The organism is Clostridium zhoujianii (assembly GCF_051590805.1).
Taxonomy (GTDB): domain Bacteria; phylum Bacillota; class Clostridia; order Clostridiales; family Clostridiaceae; genus Clostridium.
Window position 1 is genome coordinate 1,940,789 of the sequence record NZ_JBPUTF010000001.1, and the last position, 18,520, is coordinate 1,959,308.

Genomic DNA, 18,520 nt, shown 5'->3' on the forward strand with positions numbered 1-18,520 from the left:
ATCCCCGTCTATTTATAACCTTATCTATATTCTCTCTATCACTCTAAGTTTTGCACTTCTACTTCTTGGGTTTTCTTCAACCTCTTCCTTACTTGGATCAATAGCTTTCCTACTTATAATCTTTACCAATGGTGTCTTCCCACAGACACATATAGGAAACTCTCTTGGACAAGTACATGGATTAGCTAACTCTCTAAATTTAAGTTTTACTATCCTATCCTCTAAAGAATGGAATGTTATTATAGCCATTCTTCCACCCTTATTTAATCTTTTCACTCCATCTTCAATTGCTTTATTAAGAATTTGTAGTTCCCCATTAACTTCAATTCTTATGGCTTGGAATGTTCTTTTAGCTGGATGTGGTCCCTCACGTCTTGCCTTTGCTGGTATAGCTGCCTTAATTATTTCAACAAGCTCAAATGTTGTTTCTATTGGTTTATTAGCTCTTCTATCCACAATAAATTGTGCTACTCTTTTCGCAAACTTCTCTTCACCATAATCTCTTATTATTCTATATAAATCCTCTACGGAGTAGCTATTTACAACTTCGTAGGCAGAGAATTCATTATCCCTGTTCATTCTCATATCTAAAGGGGCATCTTTCATATAACTAAATCCTCTTTCCCCTTCATCTAATTGGTATGATGATACTCCTAAATCCATAAGAATACCATCTACCTTTGGTATATCTAACTCCTCTAAAATATTTTCAATATTATGGAAGTTATTATGTACAAACTTTACATTCTCATATTCCTTAAGCCTGTCTCCTGCTGCTCTTAAAGCATCCTTATCTTGATCAATCCCTATTAAAAGGCCTTCACTAGAAAGATTTCTTAATATATGAGAAGAATGTCCTGCACCACCCAAGGTGCAATCTACATAAATACCATCTTCTTTTATATCTAGCCCATCAAGGCATTCATTTAACAAAACCGATACATGTTTAAATTCCATCTTAAAAACTCCTTATATTCCTAAATCACTCATTCTTTCTGCAATTGACTCGTAATCAACATTTGAATCATTGTAGTCCTGCCACTTATCTTTGCTCCAAATTTCTACTCTAGTTAAAACCCCTATACTTACTATTTCCTTTTCTATTCCTGCATATTCTTTTAGGTTTTGTGGAATTAATCCTCTTCCTTGCTTGTCCATCTCAACTTCACAAGCTCCTGCAAAAAAGAATCTTACAAAAGCTCTAGCATCTTTATTTGTAAGAGGTAAAGATTTAAGCTTTTCTTCCAAATTCTTCCATTCTTGTAGTGGATAAGCATATAAGCATCCATCTAAGCCTTTGGTAATAACAAACTTATTACCAAGCTCTTCCCTTAATTTGGAGGGTACTATCATTCTGTTTTTACTATCTATGGCATGTTGATATTCACCTATAAACATTTTTGTACTCCTCTATATACTTTATAGTGATTTTACTCTACTTTCAACCACTTTACACCACTTCTAACCACTTTCATTAGTAATTATTCGTTAAAAACATTGGATTTCCTTCTTTTTAGTTAAATATTTTATTTTTTTAATTTTTATTAGCATTTTAAATATAAAAACATTGCAATTTTTTATATTTTAGAAATAAAAAAAAGACGGCAAACACCGTCTTTTAAATAGTAGTATAATTAAACGTTAAATCTAAAGTTAACTACATCTCCATCTTTCATTATATATTCTTTTCCTTCAAGCCTATATAAACCTTGCTCTTTAGCTTTAGCTTCTGATCCACATGCTACTAAATCATCATAAGCTACAACCTCTGCCCTAATAAATCCTCTCTCTATATCAGAATGGATCTTCCCTGCAGCTGCGGGCGCTTTTGTACCTTCTTTAATTGTCCAAGCTCTTACTTCTTGAACTCCTGCTGTAAGATAACTCATTAATCCAAGTAATTTATATGATGCTTGGATTAACTTATCTAACCCTGATTCTTCTAAACCGTACTCTCCAAGCATTTCTGCTTTTTCTTCATCATCAAGACCTGATAATTGCTCTTCTAAACTTGCGCATACTATCATTACACCTGAGTTTTCTTTTTGTGCATATTCTTTTACCTTTTGAACATATGAATTATTTAAATCCCCACTCATAATATCATCTTCAGATACATTGCATGCATATAAAACTGGTTTAGAAGTTATTAAAAATAGACTCTTTACAAATGGCATTTCCTCATCAGTAAATTCTAATGATCTAACTGGAAGGTTATTTTCAAGTTGTGCCTTAATTCTCTCCATTATTGCATACTCAACTTTTGCAGTTTTGTCCCCAGATCTAACTAGTTTAACTGACTTTTCCATTCTTCTTTCAAGAACATCTAAGTCTGAGAATATTAATTCTAGGTTAATAGTTTCAATATCTCTTATCGGATCAACACTACCTTCTACATGAACAACATTTTCATCATCAAAACATCTTACTACATGAACAATAGAAGCTACTTCTCTTATATGTGAAAGGAACTTATTTCCTAATCCTTCACCCTTTGAAGCACCCTTTACAAGACCTGCTATATCATAAAATTCTATTGCTGTATAAACTTTTCTTTTAGTATTATACATTTTTTCAAGTACGTCTAATCTTTTATCTGGTACAGAAACCACTCCTACATTTGGTTCAATAGTACAAAATGGATAATTTGCTGACTCAGCTCCTGCCTTTGTTATTGCATTAAACAAAGTACTCTTACCTACATTTGGTAAACCTACAATTCCTAACTTCATATATGTACATTCCTTTCTTATCTAAAACTATCCTTATATTCATCTATTATGATGCCTTATATTTTAATAAGGTTGGATTTCTCTATTTACATACTTTAATATATCACAAGTAGACTCTTAAAATCCACCCCAAAAAGTACTAGTCATTACAACAATTCATTAATTTTAATAATTTTATTTTCATTTCCCAAAAGAATTTCATAACTAAAATCCTTATCTTAAAGTAAGAAGAAATTTTCCAGTATTTTAATTGGACAATGTACAAATAATACTTATGAAAATATAAAAGGAAATAAGGTGATAACTATATGAAAATGAAACATTTTATTCTTGCTTTAATCCCTCTAATGATATTATCAATATTTCCATTGCAGGTATTTGCAAAAAATAAAAATGATGCTGGTGAATTAAATTGGTACTATGTTAAAGCAAGTAATGGTCAACCACCAGAGCCAGCAAAAGAATCTATTGATTTCTTAAAGGAAGGTGGAGGCTATTACTTAGGAGATACATCAAAAAAAGTTCTATATTTAACTTTCGACGAAGGCTATGAAAAAGGATATACAGGAGATATCCTAAATACACTAAAAGAATTAAAAATACCTGCTGCTTTTTTTGTTGTTAAACCTTATATCGATAGTCAACCCGATTTAATTAAACGTATGGTTGATGAAGGACATTTAGTATGTAATCACTCAAATCACCATCCATCCATGGCTTCAATATCAGATCAGGAAAAGTTCAATAAAGAACTAACTGATGTTGAAGAAGCATTTAAAACCTTAACTAATAAGGATATGCCAAAATTTTTTAGACCTCCAATGGGTAAATATTCAAAAGTATCTCTTGAAAGGACAAAATCTCTTGGATATAAAACAATTTTCTGGAGTTTTGCCTACAAGGATTGGTTAGTTGATGATCAGCCTGCTGAAAACTATGCAATAGAAAAAATCAAAAAAGGTGCCCATCCTGGCGGTATTATGCTTTTACATGCTGTATCAAGGACAAACACAAAGGTTTTAAAGACAGTACTTTCTGATTTACAAGCAGAAGGCTATGAATTTAAATCTTTAAATGAGTTACCATAATAAAAAGGCCGCTGAAATCCAGTGGCCTTTTTATTACTATTATTCTATAATTACATCTTTTGCATCAACTGTATCCCCATAAGCTGGTAATAAGGTCTTATTATAAGCTTCTTTAATAGCACCTTCTTTAGCTAGTTTGCTTATTTCATCATTTACCCAATTAAGTAACTCCGTATCTCCCTTCTTAACAGCTGGCGCAATTACATCTTGATCTCCTAGATTTTTGATACCAACTGTATACCCTTTACTTTCCCTTGCCCAAGCAAATAGTAAAGTATTATCATGTGCTAGGGCTGCTCCTCTTCCATCCTTTAATGCCTCAAATGCCTCTGTATTTTGATCGAATTTTAATAGTTCGATATCTGGATAGTTCTTTGTAAAATATGCATCAGCTGTAGTACCCTTGTTTACAATCAGTTTTTTGCCCTTTAACTGATTTACATCTGTAATAACAGATCCATCTGGAGAAACAACTCCTAAAGCTACCTTCATATATGCAGTTGCAAAATCAACCTTCTCTTTTCTCTCTTCTGTAACAGTGAAATTTGCAAGGATTAAATCAACCTTATTTGCTTGTAAAAATTCAACTCTACTAGCGGCTTCAACTAGAACAAACTCAATTTTACTCTCATCCCCAAGTAAGTCTTTAGCCATTCTCTTAGCTATCTCAATATCATAGCCCTGGTTTTTTCCATTTTCATCAATTGATCCAAATGGTGGCTTGTCACTAAAAACTCCTATTTTAATTGTTCCTCTTTCCTTTATCTTGTCTATAGTAGATTGTGATTCATCATCTTTTTTTCCACATCCTACTAAAGCACCTATTAGTAGCACAAAAGTAAGCAATATGCTAATTACTTTTACATTTCTTTTCATAATAAATTCCCCCTTAATAATTCTTAATATTTTAATATATTTAAAAAAGCTTTCGCCCTTTCACTTTTTGGATTTGTAAAAAATTCATCTGGTGTTGATGTTTCAATAATTTCTCCTTCATCCATAAAAACAATCTTATCTCCTACACTTCTAGCAAATGACATCTCATGTGTTACTATTACCATTGTCATTCCTTCTTTAGCAAGTCCTAATATTACATCTAATACTTCCCTTACCATTTCAGGATCTAATGCAGCTGTAACCTCATCAAATAGCATTATTTGAGGATTCATACAAAGTGATCTTACTATTGCAATTCTTTGTTTTTGACCACCTGATAGTTGTCTTGGATATGAATTTTTTCTATCTAAAAGTCCAACTCTTTTTAAAAGTAAATCTGCTTCTTTCTCCACCTCTTCTTTTTTTCTCTTTTGCACCTTAAGAGGTCCCAATAATATATTGTCTATTACGCTCATATGTGAAAATAATTCATAACTTTGAAAGACCATTCCAATCTTTTGTCTAGTCTCTACCCATGATATATCTTTACCTAATACCCCATTTTCATCTAAAGTTATACTACCCTCTTTTATTTCCTCTAATCCATTAATACATCTAAGTAATGTACTCTTACCGCAACCTGAAGGCCCAAGAACTACGATAACTTCACCTTTTTTCACATCTAAATCCACACTCTTCAAGGCTTCCATATCACCATAGTTTTTCTTGATACCCTTTATACTTAATAATGGTTTTTCCATATTATCTCCTCCTATACCCTCCATTTATTTTCTAGATATTTAGATAATAGTGATAATGGATAGCAAATTATAAAATATAAAATAAATATAGTTCCATAAACTCCAAAAGAAGCTGTTGGCGCTGTCAAAATTGAATTCTCTATTATCTGCTGTCCCACCTTAATAACCTCTACTACTCCAATTAAAACTACTAATGAGCTGGTTTTAATCATTCTAGTAGATAAGTTTATAGCACCTGGAGTAATTCTCCTTAGTGCTTGTGGAATAAGAATATATCTAAATGTTTGAATCTTGTTTAATCCTATTGCAAAAGCTGACTCACTTTGATGCTTTTCCATTGACGTTAATGCCCCTCTAACTATATCTCCCATTTCAGCTGTACCCCAAAGTACGAATACAACTATGGATACAAATACTGCATCTAAATGGGTATTAAGAGCTGTAGCTACCCCAAAGTAAACTATAAATAACCAAACCAATATTGGAATTATCCTTATTGCTTCTAAGTAAAACCTACAGATAAGTTTTATCATTCTATTTCTACTAGTCATTATTACTCCAAGTATTACTCCTAGAAGAGAAGCTAATATAACAGATATAAATGCAATTTTACAAGTTATAAATAATCCACCTAATAGTCTTTCAAAGTTAGTACCTTTAAATATAACTTCAAACCCCATATTTAGCTCTCCTTCCTCTCTTTTCTAAATAACTTATTAATAATGAAACTGGTAGTAAAATAATAAGATATGATACTACTAATAAAAACAAGGCCTCAGTAGTCTTATACTCCATTCCTATAATATCCTTAGCTAAAAACATTAAATCTGCAACTGCTATGGCTCCAACAATAGATGTTTCTTTTAATAAAAATAAGCAATTCGCTCCAATTGATGGAATGGAAATAGAAAATGCTTGTGGTAATATTACATGTCTAAATATTTGAAGTTTATTAAGTCCTATACTCATACCTGATTCTATTTGCCCCTTTGATACAGCTTCAAGTCCCCCTCTAAAAGCTTCTGCCATATAGCTTCCTCCTAAGAAGGCTAGCCCTATTATTCCACATGCAAATCCACTAAGTTTTATCCCCATTTTAGGTAATCCATAATACAAGAAAAATAATTGAATTAATAGTGGTGTATTTCTTGATAATTCAATATATATCTTTGATATCCCCTTAAATATCTTTACCTGATAAAACATTAGATTACTACATATCAATCCAATTACTATAGATAAAATTATTCCTATAATTCCAAGCTCTAGGGTTAGTATTGTTGCATCCACAAATCTTGGTATAGAGTCAATAATAAATTGCCAATTCATATAAATAATCCCCCCTTATAAACAAAAAACTCCGCCTCTTATATAAGAGACGAAGGATAGACTCCGCGGTTCCACTCTAGTTAGATTTTAATCTCAACTTAATATGTACAGTTATTTGAATGTTACCATCGCTAACATTCATTTTATACACCAACGCTATAAACGGCGTACCGTTATAATCTTACTGACTTCAGATTATCTGCTCCAGAGTGCACTTCATCATTTTTTATTATAGAAGTTTTCAGCTACCCTTCCTCTCTGTGTTAACTCCAAATGATTACTTTACTCTTTCTCTGCATTTCCCACTATTTTGATATGATTTATAATTATAATATGCTCTTGTCCATTTTTTGTCAATATATCTTCATTCTATTTTATTACATTTTTTCTATATGTAATCATTTTTATCTTATAATTTCTAATTATTCCATTGTTTTTCTAATTATTCTGTTGTTTTTCAAAATAATAGATTAAAAAAAGAAGAAAAGAATCTAATTCTCTTCCTCTAGTGGATATATTATACTATTCATTATTTTACAAATCTCATTTTTTCTACTTAAAGATTTAACCTCTAACCCCTCCATCTCCTCTTCCACCCCTTTTGCAAAAGGCTTTTGTCTTAATGAATTCAGATTAACTTTAACATTAACTATAGAACTTTCAATAGCTGCATGTAACAATATTGCTGCACATCCTGCATCTGATATTAACATCCTATTCCCGTACTTTACTGCTACATCTATGTTATCATAAAATTTATATGCTTCAATAGCAAGTTCTTGGGGTGATTTCATAGCCATTAAAGTTCCTTCGGTAATCAATTTGTTTCTCTTTTCTTTTTCTTCTTCTGTGTTTTGAGGTAATTTATAAAAATCCATTAGCTTATTAAAATATTCTCTATCTTTCTCCATTAATATTAATGTTTTTTTTATAAATCTAGTAGATGCCTCTTTAAAATCTAAAACTACTTTCTTTGTATCACAATCTAGTTTCTCAAAGGATTTCTTATTTACTGTCAAGGAATATACCATAGAGTTTAAACTCCCTGATAAAGCTGCTATTAAACCTGCTACACTTCCACCACCTGGCGAAGGTAGTGGTGATGCTAAATCATTTATAAACTCTTCTATCTTATAATCTTTAAATTCCATTTAAATACCCCATTTCTTTTATTCTATCCAATTACTTCCTTATAAACTTTTTTAATTTTCTCTATAATTACTTCTTCCCTAAAATCATTTATACATCTATCTCTTATTAACTTTCTATCAAAATTATCGATTTTATTAACAAAGTCTCTCAACCCTTGAACCAAGGCATTGTGATTTCTATTTTCAACGATAATACCGTTAAAGTCTTTAATGATATCTTCCGCTCCCCCATTCTTAGTTCCAAGGACAGGTTTTCCTAATGACAATGCTTCAATATATACAACACCAAAAGTTTCATACTCTGATGCTAATACAAAGCCACTACATCTATTCATTTCAGAAACAACCTCTTTTCTTTCCAATGAGCCTAGGAAAGTTACTTGCTTTTCTAAGCCTAATGAATTTGATAAAGATTCTAAATTAGTTCTTTCTGATCCATCTCCACCAATTCTCAAATAAATATTTTCTCCTCTAAAGGCTTCAGCAAACCCCTTCAATAGAAGATCCATACCTTTTCCTTCTACTAAATAAGCAAGGGAGAATAACTCCAATCTATCATTCTTTATCTCTTCTGGTTCAAACATGGAAAAGTCGACTAAATTATGTATTACATCGATATTATTTGTTGTGTAGTTACTCATTTCTTTTTTCAATCCATTTCCAACAGCTATCAACCTATCTGCTGAATCATAGGCATATTTTATCCACTTAACATAACTTTCTTTTACATATTTGCTATTTTCTAATGAAGTATGCTCAGTTAGTACAAAAGGAATATTATACTTCTTTGCTACATAAGCAGCAGATATCCCTCCCCAAAATGCCGAGTGAGCATGAATCAAATCAACTTTCCCCTCTTTTTCTACTATATTAAGATAAAGCTTCTCCATTCTTTTATTAAAGATCTTAAACATATTAGAATTCTTAGGTAAAAAATTATAATCTTTATATCTATAAGTCCTTAATCCATCTTCAATATCAAAAGAGATCCCTCTCTTTTCTTTCATCCTACCAAAGCTTGTTATAGGCCATATCTCATTGTATGCAACAGATACTTTCTCTCCACTTTTATTAAGTCCTTGAAATTGTTCCTTAAAAAAACTCCCATGCACTTTATTCCTAGGAGAAGCATACCAAGATGGCACAACCATTATATGCATATTATCTACACCTCTAAAATTTCATTTAGTCTTCCTACTATACTAGACCATTCATACTTATAATCTGGCTCTGACAGAATCTCATTTTTATCCATTTCTAATAAATTAATAATCTCTTCCTTAATATCTTTTTTATTATTTAAAGTTGTTATACATTTATTATGATTCTCAACTATATCCCTTATTGGATCTTTTTCATCACCTAATACTACAAATATCTTTCCTTTTGCTCCGAAATATTCATATATCTTAGCAGGTATCTGCTTCGAATTTTTATTCCCAAATAATAAAAGTACTTCTGAAGAAAGCATATATTTTATAGCCTCATTAAAAGGAATCCTTTTAGATACATTACTAACCTCTAATGCCTCCAACTCTTCTTTCGCCTCAGAATCGTCAATATTTCCAAAAAACAACAAATTAACCTTGTTATATAGCTCTGGCCTCTCTTCTTTTATATCACTTAATGCCTCTATAAAAGGCTTTATATTTCTCAATTTTGAGAATATCTCGCCTGCATATACAATATTAACTTTATCTTTATTAATTAAATTAGGCATATTCTCCTTCCCTAGATTTTCAAAGAGCATTGAATCAAATCCTCTTGTAAGTATAAAAGTTTTCTCCCTATCAACTTCATAAGTACTAATATAATCTTCCCTGTTAGCTTCTGTAACGAAAATGAATTTATCTGCTAATTCAATAACCTTCTTCTCCATTTTCTTTTCTATCATCCTTTTACCTATAAATGCTTTTTCTCTGGTTGAGTCCTTAAGCCATGGATCACTCCAGTAAGTTATCCAAGGAACCTTTAAATTTTCTTTTTTTATATAATAAGCACATAGGTGAGATGATGGTGGCTCATGCATTGAAAAAATTACATCGAAAGCTTCTTTCTTCATTAGCTCTTTTCCATATTCACTAGCCTTCTTAGCCCATCTATAATACATATCTGGTATAACTATTGAATTCTTAATACCTCTTAAGATCTTTAATCTCTTTATACTACCATTTGAAGCTGATAACACCCTTTCTTCAGGTGCTCTTCTAGGTACAAGTCTATTAAATAACTTTCCACCCTCTATCAAATGAATCTTTATATCTTTATTCATCATATCTGCTAAGGATTTATCGTAATATATCGAATCCTCCGGAAAATCAACTGTTAATAAATGGACTTCATTGTTATTGATTTCACTTAATTTATTTAAATATTGCAAAGTTTCAATTGCAGCTGAATTATTTATAAAAGGTGAGTAACAGGCTATAAATAGTATCTTCATACTTCCTCCTTATGGTCTAATTTTTTTAAGTATGAAAGTCATAACTTCCATTACTTCTTCAACCTTTAGTTTATATACACTAATAAAATATACTACTCCTCCAATAATTGAACCAATTGCTAATGATGCTATAACTGGTAAGTTAATTGATATAATATTTACTAACAAGACAACTAAAACCATTACTAATGTAGCAATTATTATTCTAAATAATTTTAATAACAATAACTTTATATCAAGTTGTCCCTCAAGTTTAATTATACTTCTAAATAACAGTAATGCTGTCACCACCATAGCGATAGATGATGCAACTGCTATTCCTGCTATTCCGAAGAATCTTGAAAAAACTATACTTAAAACAATATTTATTATAACTCCTACAACTCCATTAGTTGCAGTAATTTTAGTCTGTCCCATAGAAAATAAAGTTGAATTTAGTATATCTCTTACACCTGTAAAGAATATACCAAATGTATATCCTAATAAAGCTAATGTGGCTAACTGAGCTGCATACTCTGTATATTCTCCCCTCATATAGACTAATCGTACAATATCGCCACCATATATAAGCATTCCTGCTGTAATAGGTATAAGTAATATTCCCAGATAAATTACTGCTTTAGATAATACTTCCCTAAATTCTCTATTGTTCCCTTCATTTCTTCTATTTGCTAGAACTGGGTAAATAACTGTTGATATAGATGTGGTTACTATAGTATTAATAAATGTTATAAGTAACTGGGCATTATCCAAGGTCGTCATAGCTCCTTCAACTAACCCTGACGCTATTCTTTTATCTACTATAAGATTTAAAGAATTTGCTCCTGCACCTATAAGCACAGGTAGTATTAAAATAACTATTCCTTTTACTCTTTCGTCTTTTAGATTAATAAATAGCTTATATCTGTATCCATGCTTTCTTAATGATGGTACTTGAACTACTACTCTTAGAAAATTACCTATAACGTTAGCAATAGTTAGTCCATATATATCACAATTTTTAAATACTAATAAATATATTATTATTGGAAGATTAAAAAATAATCCTAAAATTGATGGAATAACAAAATCTTCATGTACTTGTAGTAATGCTGTAAAACATGCATTTACCGATAAGAATACAAGATTGATTAAGACTATTCTAGTAAGATTAGTTGCTAGTTCCATAGTTTCGCTGTTAAAACCACCTGCTATTGCCCATACAATCTGTTCCGGGAAAAAGCTTGCTATAGTAAAAATTGCAATAGATATAATAAATAATATATTTATTATATTATTTGCAAATTTGTGCATCTCCTTTGTTCCCTTTTCTACCCTTACCTTACTTAGCATTGGTAAAAAAGCTGTGGAAATTGCAAGTCCAACTATCATAAATATAGTTTCTGGTATTGTTGCTGCTGCTTTATACGCGTCAGTATAGGTGCTAGCACCAAAATTATTTGCTATAATAACATCTCTAATAAATCCTATAAATCTACTTATAATGGCCATAAACATTACAATGACTGTAGATTTTATTAAACTCCCTTTTTTCATATTATCCACCCGTTATTTACTTCTTATAACTCTCCATAAAAATTTAGGAATTGCCCATAGTCTTTTTATTCTCCAAGGTTCCTTAGCTACCCTATATAACCATTCTAACCCTAATGAAATCATCCATTTTGGAGCCCTATTAACATTTCCTGCAAAAACATCAAAGCTTCCACCTACCCCCATGTAAAATTTACATGGTAGTTCATCTATATGTTCTTCAATAAATTGTTCCTGCTTCGGGCAACCCATGGCTACAAAAATTGCCCATGGTGATCCTTCTTTGATTTCATCTACAATTTCTCTGCAATTATTTAAATCAAAATATCCATTATGAGACCCAACAATTTTTATTGTTGGATAAAGCTCTTTAATCTTCTTTTTACATTCTTGTAATGTTTCTTCCTTAGCCCCTAGTAGATAAACTCCCTTTTCTTCATTTGCACACTTTTTCAAAACTTCATCCATTACTTCTATTCCTGCAATCTTCTCTTTCACAGGATTCTTTAATATTTTTGATGCAAGTACTGTTCCTACCCCATCAGGAACTATTATAGAATAATCCTCTTTGAAGTTCTTATTAAGTCTCTTGCTTTCAAGTCCATTAAATAATACTTCAGGGTTTCCTGAAATAATATTTACTCTTTCCCTTTTATCTATTTCTCTTAATAATTCTTCTTTAGTATCATTATAAATTTTATATCCTAATATCTCCGTATACATATAAACTCCCTTAGTCACTACTTACTCAACATTCTATCAAGTTTTTGTACAATTTCATCCTCAGGATTTAGTTTTTTAGCTATATCTAAGTGTAATTTTGCTTCTTCCTTATCTCCTATATTCAAATAACACATAACTATATTAGTACATATTTCTACTTCTCTTGATGCCTCAAAAGCTTTTTTAAAATACTTTATTGCTTCTTCATAGTTTCCAATACAAGCATAGTTAACACCAATTTCACTTACTACCTCTAGTATCCCTGATTCTATTGCTAAACTTTCATTTAGATAATATATAGCCTTTTCAAAGTTCTCAATTTTTCTATAAGCTACCCCTAAATAATAATATAATAGTGGATTCTTATCAAAAACCTCTACTAAAGACAAGAACATCCCAATTGACTTCTCAGGACTTTCATCTAATAATTCAATGGCTTTTTCATATGTAGATACATTCTCTATATCATTCATCATTTGTCTTATTTCTGTAGTTACTTCTCCACCTTTATTTACATACTCATTTATCTCTATTTTAGCACCTACAAAGTCATTATCAGCTCTAAGTACTAAGGCTTTATATAGATATGGATCTGGTAGCTTATTAAACTCTTCCTTACCTTCATCTATATCTCTTAATAAAATCTCCCTAAAGCCATTATCCTTTTCTCTTTGAGCCTCTCCAACTAATAATAACTTTTTATAATATTCTTCATTACCTGTAGCCAAAAATAGTCCTCTTAATATTAGATATGCATCAATTAATTCATCTTCCTTTATCCTACTTGCAACTAATGCCCTACCACACTCTTCACTTTCTCCTATATTATTTAATATAATAATATAATCTTCACTATAACTAAGCTTCTCATCAGCTCCTAATGCAATCAGCATACCTTCAATAAAATAATATATGGGCAAATTGCTTATCTTTAATTCATTATCTACATTATTTGTTATGTATTTCGCACTTATTGGTATATATAAATCCTTTGTCTTTAAGGATACTTGCTCTGGTATTCTAACGTTTCTTTTAAATCCACTCCAGTCTACCTCTAAAAACAATAACTTGCTTAATTTTTCTTTAAATACTGTTTTATACTCCATTTATTGCACCACCTAAACTTATTATGTCTCTTATAATTATACCCTAAAACAAAAAAATTGCTATCACCTTATCGATGATAGCAATGATTTTACTATTTTAATTTACTATCTATTATTGCCATAACCTTTTCTTTAAATCTTAAGAGTTCAGTTTCAGCATTTTCTAAACTTTCTCCTCTTACTGCCAAGTATACTTTCATTTTAGGCTCTGTTCCTGAAGGTCTTACAACGAATGAAGACCCATCTTCTAAAATAAATTTAAGAACATTTGACTTAGGAAGATTTATTTCAAGGTTTTTTCCATTTGTTTCTTCTATGCTTAACTTATAATCAAGTTTAGTAGTCACCTTAACTCCATCTACTTCAGAAATAGTTGAATTTCTTAATTCATCTATACATGTAGCTATTTTTTCTTGACCTTCTTTACCCTTAAGTTCTATTGATACAAGATCTTCTTTAAAGAAACCATACTTTTCATATAATTTAATTAAAGCTTCATATAGGCTCATCCCTTGCTCTTTATAATATAATGTCATTTCCGCAATAAGCATTGAAGCAATAACAGCATCCTTATCTCTTACAAAGTCACCTGCTAAGTATCCGTAGCTTTCTTCAAAACCAAATAAATAAGTCTTGTCACCATTAACTTGGAATTCTTGCATCTTTTCACCAATATATTTGAAACCTGTTAATACATCCATGATTTCAATTCCATAATCTTCTGTAATCTTTCTAGCGCCTTCTGTTGTTACTATTGTCTTTATAATAACCCCATTATTAGGTAACTTATTTGTCTCCTTTAATGCACTTAACACATATTCAGTTAAAAGTAATCCTGTTTGATTTCCTGTTAGTATCTTATAATCATTATTACCAGCATTAACAACTACTCCAATTCTATCACAATCAGGATCTGTTCCAAATATTATATCTGGTGCCTCTTCCTTTGCCATCTCTAAAGCTAGCTCAAATACTTGAGATGTCTCAGGATTTGGATAAGGAGCTGTTGGGAAGTTTCCATTTGGAGCTTCTTGTTCCTTAACAACCTTAACACCTGTATATCCTAATTCATTTAATACTCTTCTTACAGGAATATTACCACTTCCATGAATAGGAGTATAAATTATCTTTAGATCTTTAGCATTATTTTTAACTAACTCTTTTCTTATAGTTAACTCTTTTACTTTTTCTATATAAGCCTTATCTACATCTTCCCCAATGTAAATAAGTAGTCCTTTTTCTATTGCTTCTGACTCAGAAATAGTCTTAATTTCACTAAAGTCACCAATATTATTTACACAAGTAATAATTCTATCTGCTTTAGCATCTGTTACTTGCCCACCAAATTCATCATACACCTTGTATCCATTATATTGTTTTGGATTATGAGATGCAGTTACAACTATACCTCCATCACATCCTAAATGCCTTACTGTAAAAGAAAGAACGGGTGTAGGTCTTAATCCTTCAAAAAGATAAACCTTTACCCCACTAGCACACAATGTTAATGCTGCTGCCTTTGCAAATTCATCCGACATATTTCTAGAATCATATGCTATCGCTACTGATGGGTTTTCGAAGCTTTCATTTAAATAATTAGCAAAACCTTGGGTTGCCTTCGATACAGTATATATATTCATTCTATTAGTTCCTGCACCTATTACCCCTCTTAGTCCACCTGTCCCAAAATCTAGTTCCTTGTAGAATCTATCTTCTATTTCCTTATCATCACTTATACTTCTTAATTCACTCTTAATTTCTTCATTTATTGTAGACGAATCTAACCATTCTTGATATTTCTCTCTGTACACAGCTACCCCTCCTTAAATTTCGTACAGGTATATTATACATCATATTGAAAGTATTACAATGAAAAAAAGACGTTTTACCAATTTTATTCCAATTGGTAAAAGGGCATGAATTTCATACCCTTTATATTTTTACTTTATTTCTTCTTTTTCTATTATTTCTTCTGTTCCTAAATCTGAGGTTAATTTCTTTTCATTACTAATTGATGCAACAACTCCCTCCATATCATTAACTATTGATATTTCATTTCCTATTTCTAAATCTGAATATCTATATACTGATCCCATAGATCCTTTAGATACATCAACTTTTATAGATTTTGGAAGTTCATTTGCCTTACAACTTACTCTTACTAGATCCTTTTCTTTTTGAAGTACTGCCCCTTTCTTACTAAGCCATTCTTCTCCTATAAAGTTAATTGGTACCTCAGATTGGATAATTTCATTTTCTCCGCACTCTTCTAGATCAATGTGTATAATTTTATGGGTTACAGGATCTCTTTGCACTTCTTTTAAAAGTGCACTACTATCTTTTCCGTCCATATTAAAATTAAGCATTCCATGCTGACCTGAAGATGATATTTCTCTACATAACTCTAATTCCCCTACTTCAAATAGTAAATTTTTAATATCCTTCCCATATAAAACACCAGGAACAATACCATTCTTTCTCTCTCTTCTAGCTCCATGACCTGATGTAACTTTTCTATTTTCTAACTTTAAACTATTCAAAACTTTCCACTCCTCTTTGCATTTTATATTCTCACAAACTCTTCTTTAATTATTCCAATAAATTGTCCATAATATTCAAAGAAAATTAATTTTTATATCCTAGTGGCAAAATATTGCATAGTATATCGTTATAAAATATAATATAGAAGGTTTATTTATTATTTTGCATTTTATAAATAATAAATTATACATATTTGAAAAAGATACTTATGAAAGAAGGTGCTTAAATGAACAAATTAGATCAAAGAAATACTCCTTTATTTGATGCATTAAAAGAATATGTTAGTAGAGATACTCTCCCTTTTCATGTTCCTGGTCATAAAAAAGGTATAGGCATGGATGATGAGTTTAAAAATTTCATGGGAGAAAATCCATTTAAAATAGATGTAACTGTTTTTAAATTAGTTGATAGCCTACATCACCCAAACGGTCCAATTAAAGAAGCTCAAGAATTAGCTGCAGCAGCTTATGGAGCTGATGCTAGTTTCTTTTCAATCCATGGTACTTCTGGGGCTATTCAAGCTATGATTATGTCAGTAGTATCTGATGGTGATAAAATTCTTGTTCCTAGGAATGTACATAAGTCTGTAACAGCAGGGATAATATTAAGTGGTGCTATCCCTGTATTTATGCAGCCCGAACTTGATAAAAATCTTGGAATAGCACATGGTGTAGATCCAAAAACAGTTGAAAGAACACTAAGTGAAAATCCTGATGCAAAAGCTGTACTTATAATTAACCCAACATACTATGGTGTAGCAACTGATATAAAGAAAATTGCAGATATTGTACATAGCCACCATATACCACTTATTGTTGATGAAGCTCATGGTCCTCATCTTGCATTTTCTAATAAGCTCCCTATGTCAGCCTTAGATGCTGGCGCAGATATCTGTGCACAAAGTACTCATAAAATAATTGGTTCACTAACTCAAGCTTCCCTACTCCATGTTAAGAGCAAGCTAGTTAATCCAAAAAGAGTTCAACAGGTATTGAACTTATTGCAAACTACTTCACCTTCTTACATTCTAATGGCTTCACTAGATTGTGCTAGAAGACAAATTGCTCTTGAAGGAAAGGATTTATTAGCTAAATCTATTGAATTATGTGATTATGCTAGAAATGAGATTAATAAAATACCTGGATTTAATTCATTTGGAAAAGAAGTTCTTGGAGTACCTGGATCCTATTCTTTTGATCCAACAAAATTAACAATTTCCTGTAGGGAATTAGGAATAACAGGATACGAATTAGATACTATATTAGCAGAAAAATATCATATTCAAATGGAGCTATCGGATTTTTATAATGTACTTGCAGTTGGCTCATTTGGCGATACAAAAGAAGCTATAGAAAAACTATTAAGTGCTTTAAAAGAGATATCAACGGATTACTATGGTAAGAGACCTGCTACTCCAGATTTCTTAGATATTCCTTCTATACCAAAGAAGATATTAAATCCAAGAGAAGCCTTTAACGCTAACAAAGTTGATGTTAAGCTTAAAGAAAGTGAAGGACTTATTTCTGGTGAATTCCTTCTAGCATATCCACCAGGCATACCTCTACTATGCCCTGGTGAAATTATAACAAAAGAAATTATTGATTATGTTGAAGATCTTAAAAGAGCTAATCTTTATGTTCAAGGAACTGAAGATCCTACATCAACCTATATTAAAACTGTTCAAAAATAATCGAATATATAAAAAAGATCAAGTAGAAGATTCTATTCTACTTGATCTTTTTATTATAATTTATTCTATTAATGATTTACTATACTCTATATCAGAAATAACTTCAATTCCCTTCCTTTTAAGCATAAATGAGGTTATTCCTTCTCCTTTGACCTTCAGACCCTTAAAAGTCCCATCATAAATAAAATTGACTCCACATGAAGGACTTCCTTCTTTTAGAATAGCCTTTGAAGCTCCTACTATTTTTGCTATTGAAAGGGACTCTTCTGCTCCTTTTATAAATTCAGCAGTTACATCTACACCTCTTTCTGTAACTATAGCACCTTTATTTGATTCCACTATCCCCTTTGAATCACCAATTATTTCTGCAGGAGGTCTAGGTGTAGTTAGACCTCCTAATTGTTCAGGACATATTAAAATTGCCTTACCCTCTTTTAAAAGCTTAAGACAGTCCTCATTCAAATTATTATGTCCACTATACTTACAGTTAACACCACATAAGCATGCACTAATTAAATACAATTTTTTCACCCCAATTCACTAACAA

Annotated in this window: 17 protein-coding genes, 1 pseudogene and 1 other annotated feature; of the genes and pseudogenes, 2 read left to right on the forward strand and 16 right to left on the reverse strand. The window is 31.1% G+C overall.

The window, feature by feature from the left end; translation table 11 throughout:
* Positions 1-24 precede the first annotated feature (24 nt).
* The 3 genes from rsmH to ychF all read right to left on the reverse strand — a co-directional run bounded on the left by rsmH (position 25) and on the right by ychF (position 2,732).
* Complete coding sequence (gene rsmH, locus ACSYT2_RS09135; RefSeq protein ID WP_438384563.1) at positions 25-957, reverse strand: 16S rRNA (cytosine(1402)-N(4))-methyltransferase RsmH; 933 nt, start codon at positions 955-957, stop codon at positions 25-27.
* Positions 958-969: 12 nt separating this feature from the next.
* Positions 970-1,398, reverse strand: a complete 429-nt coding sequence (gene mraZ, locus ACSYT2_RS09140) for a division/cell wall cluster transcriptional repressor MraZ (RefSeq protein WP_430854924.1) — start codon at positions 1,396-1,398, stop codon at positions 970-972.
* Positions 1,399-1,634: 236 nt separating this feature from the next.
* Positions 1,635-2,732 (reverse strand): redox-regulated ATPase YchF, encoded by a 1,098-nt coding sequence (ychF, locus tag ACSYT2_RS09145; RefSeq protein WP_430854925.1) that lies wholly within the window; start codon positions 2,730-2,732, stop codon positions 1,635-1,637.
* Positions 2,733-3,079: 347 nt separating this feature from the next.
* On the opposite strand from ychF, the gene pdaA reads away from it, so the two are divergent.
* On the forward strand, positions 3,080-3,820 hold the full coding sequence (pdaA, locus tag ACSYT2_RS09150) for a delta-lactam-biosynthetic de-N-acetylase (protein WP_430855755.1): 741 nt from the start codon (positions 3,080-3,082) through the stop codon (positions 3,818-3,820).
* Positions 3,821-3,859: 39 nt separating this feature from the next.
* Here pdaA and ACSYT2_RS09155 read toward each other — a convergent pair whose 3' ends face one another.
* The 12 genes from ACSYT2_RS09155 to ACSYT2_RS09210 form a co-directional block, all read right to left on the reverse strand.
* On the reverse strand, positions 3,860-4,696 hold the full coding sequence (locus ACSYT2_RS09155; protein ID WP_430854926.1) for a cysteine ABC transporter substrate-binding protein: 837 nt from the start codon (positions 4,694-4,696) through the stop codon (positions 3,860-3,862).
* Positions 4,697-4,719: 23 nt separating this feature from the next.
* Positions 4,720-5,457: an amino acid ABC transporter ATP-binding protein gene (locus tag ACSYT2_RS09160; protein ID WP_430854927.1), complete on the reverse strand. Its 738-nt coding sequence runs from the start codon at positions 5,455-5,457 to the stop codon at positions 4,720-4,722.
* Between the two features lie 11 nt (positions 5,458-5,468).
* Positions 5,469-6,137, reverse strand: a complete 669-nt coding sequence (locus ACSYT2_RS09165; protein ID WP_438384564.1) for an amino acid ABC transporter permease — start codon at positions 6,135-6,137, stop codon at positions 5,469-5,471.
* Positions 6,127-6,786 (reverse strand): amino acid ABC transporter permease, encoded by a 660-nt coding sequence (locus ACSYT2_RS09170; protein ID WP_438384565.1) that lies wholly within the window; start codon positions 6,784-6,786, stop codon positions 6,127-6,129. Before ACSYT2_RS09170 ends, ACSYT2_RS09165 begins: the two co-directional genes overlap by 11 nt.
* A 42-nt stretch (positions 6,787-6,828) precedes the next feature.
* Positions 6,829-7,089, reverse strand: a binding site (T-box leader).
* Positions 7,090-7,277: 188 nt separating this feature from the next.
* Positions 7,278-7,937: a cyclodeaminase/cyclohydrolase family protein gene (locus ACSYT2_RS09175; protein ID WP_438384566.1), complete on the reverse strand. Its 660-nt coding sequence runs from the start codon at positions 7,935-7,937 to the stop codon at positions 7,278-7,280.
* 23 nt (positions 7,938-7,960) lie between these two features.
* Positions 7,961-9,097: a glycosyltransferase gene (locus ACSYT2_RS09180; RefSeq protein ID WP_438384567.1), complete on the reverse strand. Its 1,137-nt coding sequence runs from the start codon at positions 9,095-9,097 to the stop codon at positions 7,961-7,963.
* A gap of 5 nt (positions 9,098-9,102) precedes the next feature.
* A complete protein-coding gene (locus ACSYT2_RS09185; RefSeq protein ID WP_430854932.1) occupies positions 9,103-10,380 on the reverse strand; it encodes a glycosyltransferase in 1,278 nt (425 codons plus the stop codon).
* 9 nt (positions 10,381-10,389) lie between these two features.
* Positions 10,390-11,916: a murein biosynthesis integral membrane protein MurJ gene (gene murJ, locus ACSYT2_RS09190; RefSeq protein ID WP_438384568.1), complete on the reverse strand. Its 1,527-nt coding sequence runs from the start codon at positions 11,914-11,916 to the stop codon at positions 10,390-10,392.
* A 12-nt stretch (positions 11,917-11,928) separates the two neighbouring features.
* Positions 11,929-12,636 carry a WecB/TagA/CpsF family glycosyltransferase gene (locus tag ACSYT2_RS09195; protein ID WP_438384569.1) on the reverse strand — a complete coding sequence of 236 codons (708 nt, stop codon included), beginning with the start codon at positions 12,634-12,636 and terminating at the stop codon, positions 11,929-11,931.
* 17 nt (positions 12,637-12,653) lie between these two features.
* Positions 12,654-13,742, reverse strand: a complete 1,089-nt coding sequence (locus tag ACSYT2_RS09200) for a tetratricopeptide repeat protein (RefSeq protein ID WP_430854935.1) — start codon at positions 13,740-13,742, stop codon at positions 12,654-12,656.
* A gap of 92 nt (positions 13,743-13,834) precedes the next feature.
* Complete coding sequence (locus tag ACSYT2_RS09205) at positions 13,835-15,553, reverse strand: phospho-sugar mutase (protein WP_430854936.1); 1,719 nt, start codon at positions 15,551-15,553, stop codon at positions 13,835-13,837.
* A gap of 129 nt (positions 15,554-15,682) precedes the next feature.
* Positions 15,683-16,282 (reverse strand): 50S ribosomal protein L25, encoded by a 600-nt coding sequence (locus tag ACSYT2_RS09210; RefSeq protein WP_430854937.1) that lies wholly within the window; start codon positions 16,280-16,282, stop codon positions 15,683-15,685.
* 227 nt (positions 16,283-16,509) lie between these two features.
* On the opposite strand from ACSYT2_RS09210, the gene ACSYT2_RS09215 reads away from it, so the two are divergent.
* Complete coding sequence (locus ACSYT2_RS09215) at positions 16,510-17,973, forward strand: aminotransferase class I/II-fold pyridoxal phosphate-dependent enzyme (RefSeq protein WP_430854938.1); 1,464 nt, start codon at positions 16,510-16,512, stop codon at positions 17,971-17,973.
* 90 nt (positions 17,974-18,063) lie between these two features.
* Here ACSYT2_RS09215 and ACSYT2_RS09220 read toward each other — a convergent pair.
* Positions 18,064-18,495, reverse strand: a pseudogene (locus ACSYT2_RS09220) (2-thiouracil desulfurase family protein); the annotation flags it as partial.
* Between the last annotated feature and the right edge of the window lie 25 nt (positions 18,496-18,520).

Coding starts and splice junctions, on each gene's coding strand:
- rsmH (WP_438384563.1), bottom strand. CDS start 957: ATGGAATTTAAACATGTATCGGTTTTGTTAAATGAATGCCTTGATGGG.
- mraZ (WP_430854924.1), bottom strand. CDS start 1,398: ATGTTTATAGGTGAATATCAACATGCCATAGATAGTAAAAACAGAATG.
- ychF (WP_430854925.1), bottom strand. CDS start 2,732: ATGAAGTTAGGAATTGTAGGTTTACCAAATGTAGGTAAGAGTACTTTG.
- pdaA (WP_430855755.1), top strand. CDS start 3,080: ATGATATTATCAATATTTCCATTGCAGGTATTTGCAAAAAATAAAAAT.
- ACSYT2_RS09155 (WP_430854926.1), bottom strand. CDS start 4,696: ATGAAAAGAAATGTAAAAGTAATTAGCATATTGCTTACTTTTGTGCTA.
- ACSYT2_RS09160 (WP_430854927.1), bottom strand. CDS start 5,457: ATGGAAAAACCATTATTAAGTATAAAGGGTATCAAGAAAAACTATGGT.
- ACSYT2_RS09165 (WP_438384564.1), bottom strand. CDS start 6,137: ATGGGGTTTGAAGTTATATTTAAAGGTACTAACTTTGAAAGACTATTA.
- ACSYT2_RS09170 (WP_438384565.1), bottom strand. CDS start 6,786: ATGAATTGGCAATTTATTATTGACTCTATACCAAGATTTGTGGATGCA.
- ACSYT2_RS09175 (WP_438384566.1), bottom strand. CDS start 7,937: ATGGAATTTAAAGATTATAAGATAGAAGAGTTTATAAATGATTTAGCA.
- ACSYT2_RS09180 (WP_438384567.1), bottom strand. CDS start 9,097: ATGCATATAATGGTTGTGCCATCTTGGTATGCTTCTCCTAGGAATAAA.
- ACSYT2_RS09185 (WP_430854932.1), bottom strand. CDS start 10,380: ATGAAGATACTATTTATAGCCTGTTACTCACCTTTTATAAATAATTCA.
- murJ (WP_438384568.1), bottom strand. CDS start 11,916: ATGAAAAAAGGGAGTTTAATAAAATCTACAGTCATTGTAATGTTTATG.
- ACSYT2_RS09195 (WP_438384569.1), bottom strand. CDS start 12,636: ATGTATACGGAGATATTAGGATATAAAATTTATAATGATACTAAAGAA.
- ACSYT2_RS09200 (WP_430854935.1), bottom strand. CDS start 13,742: ATGGAGTATAAAACAGTATTTAAAGAAAAATTAAGCAAGTTATTGTTT.
- ACSYT2_RS09215 (WP_430854938.1), top strand. CDS start 16,510: ATGAACAAATTAGATCAAAGAAATACTCCTTTATTTGATGCATTAAAA.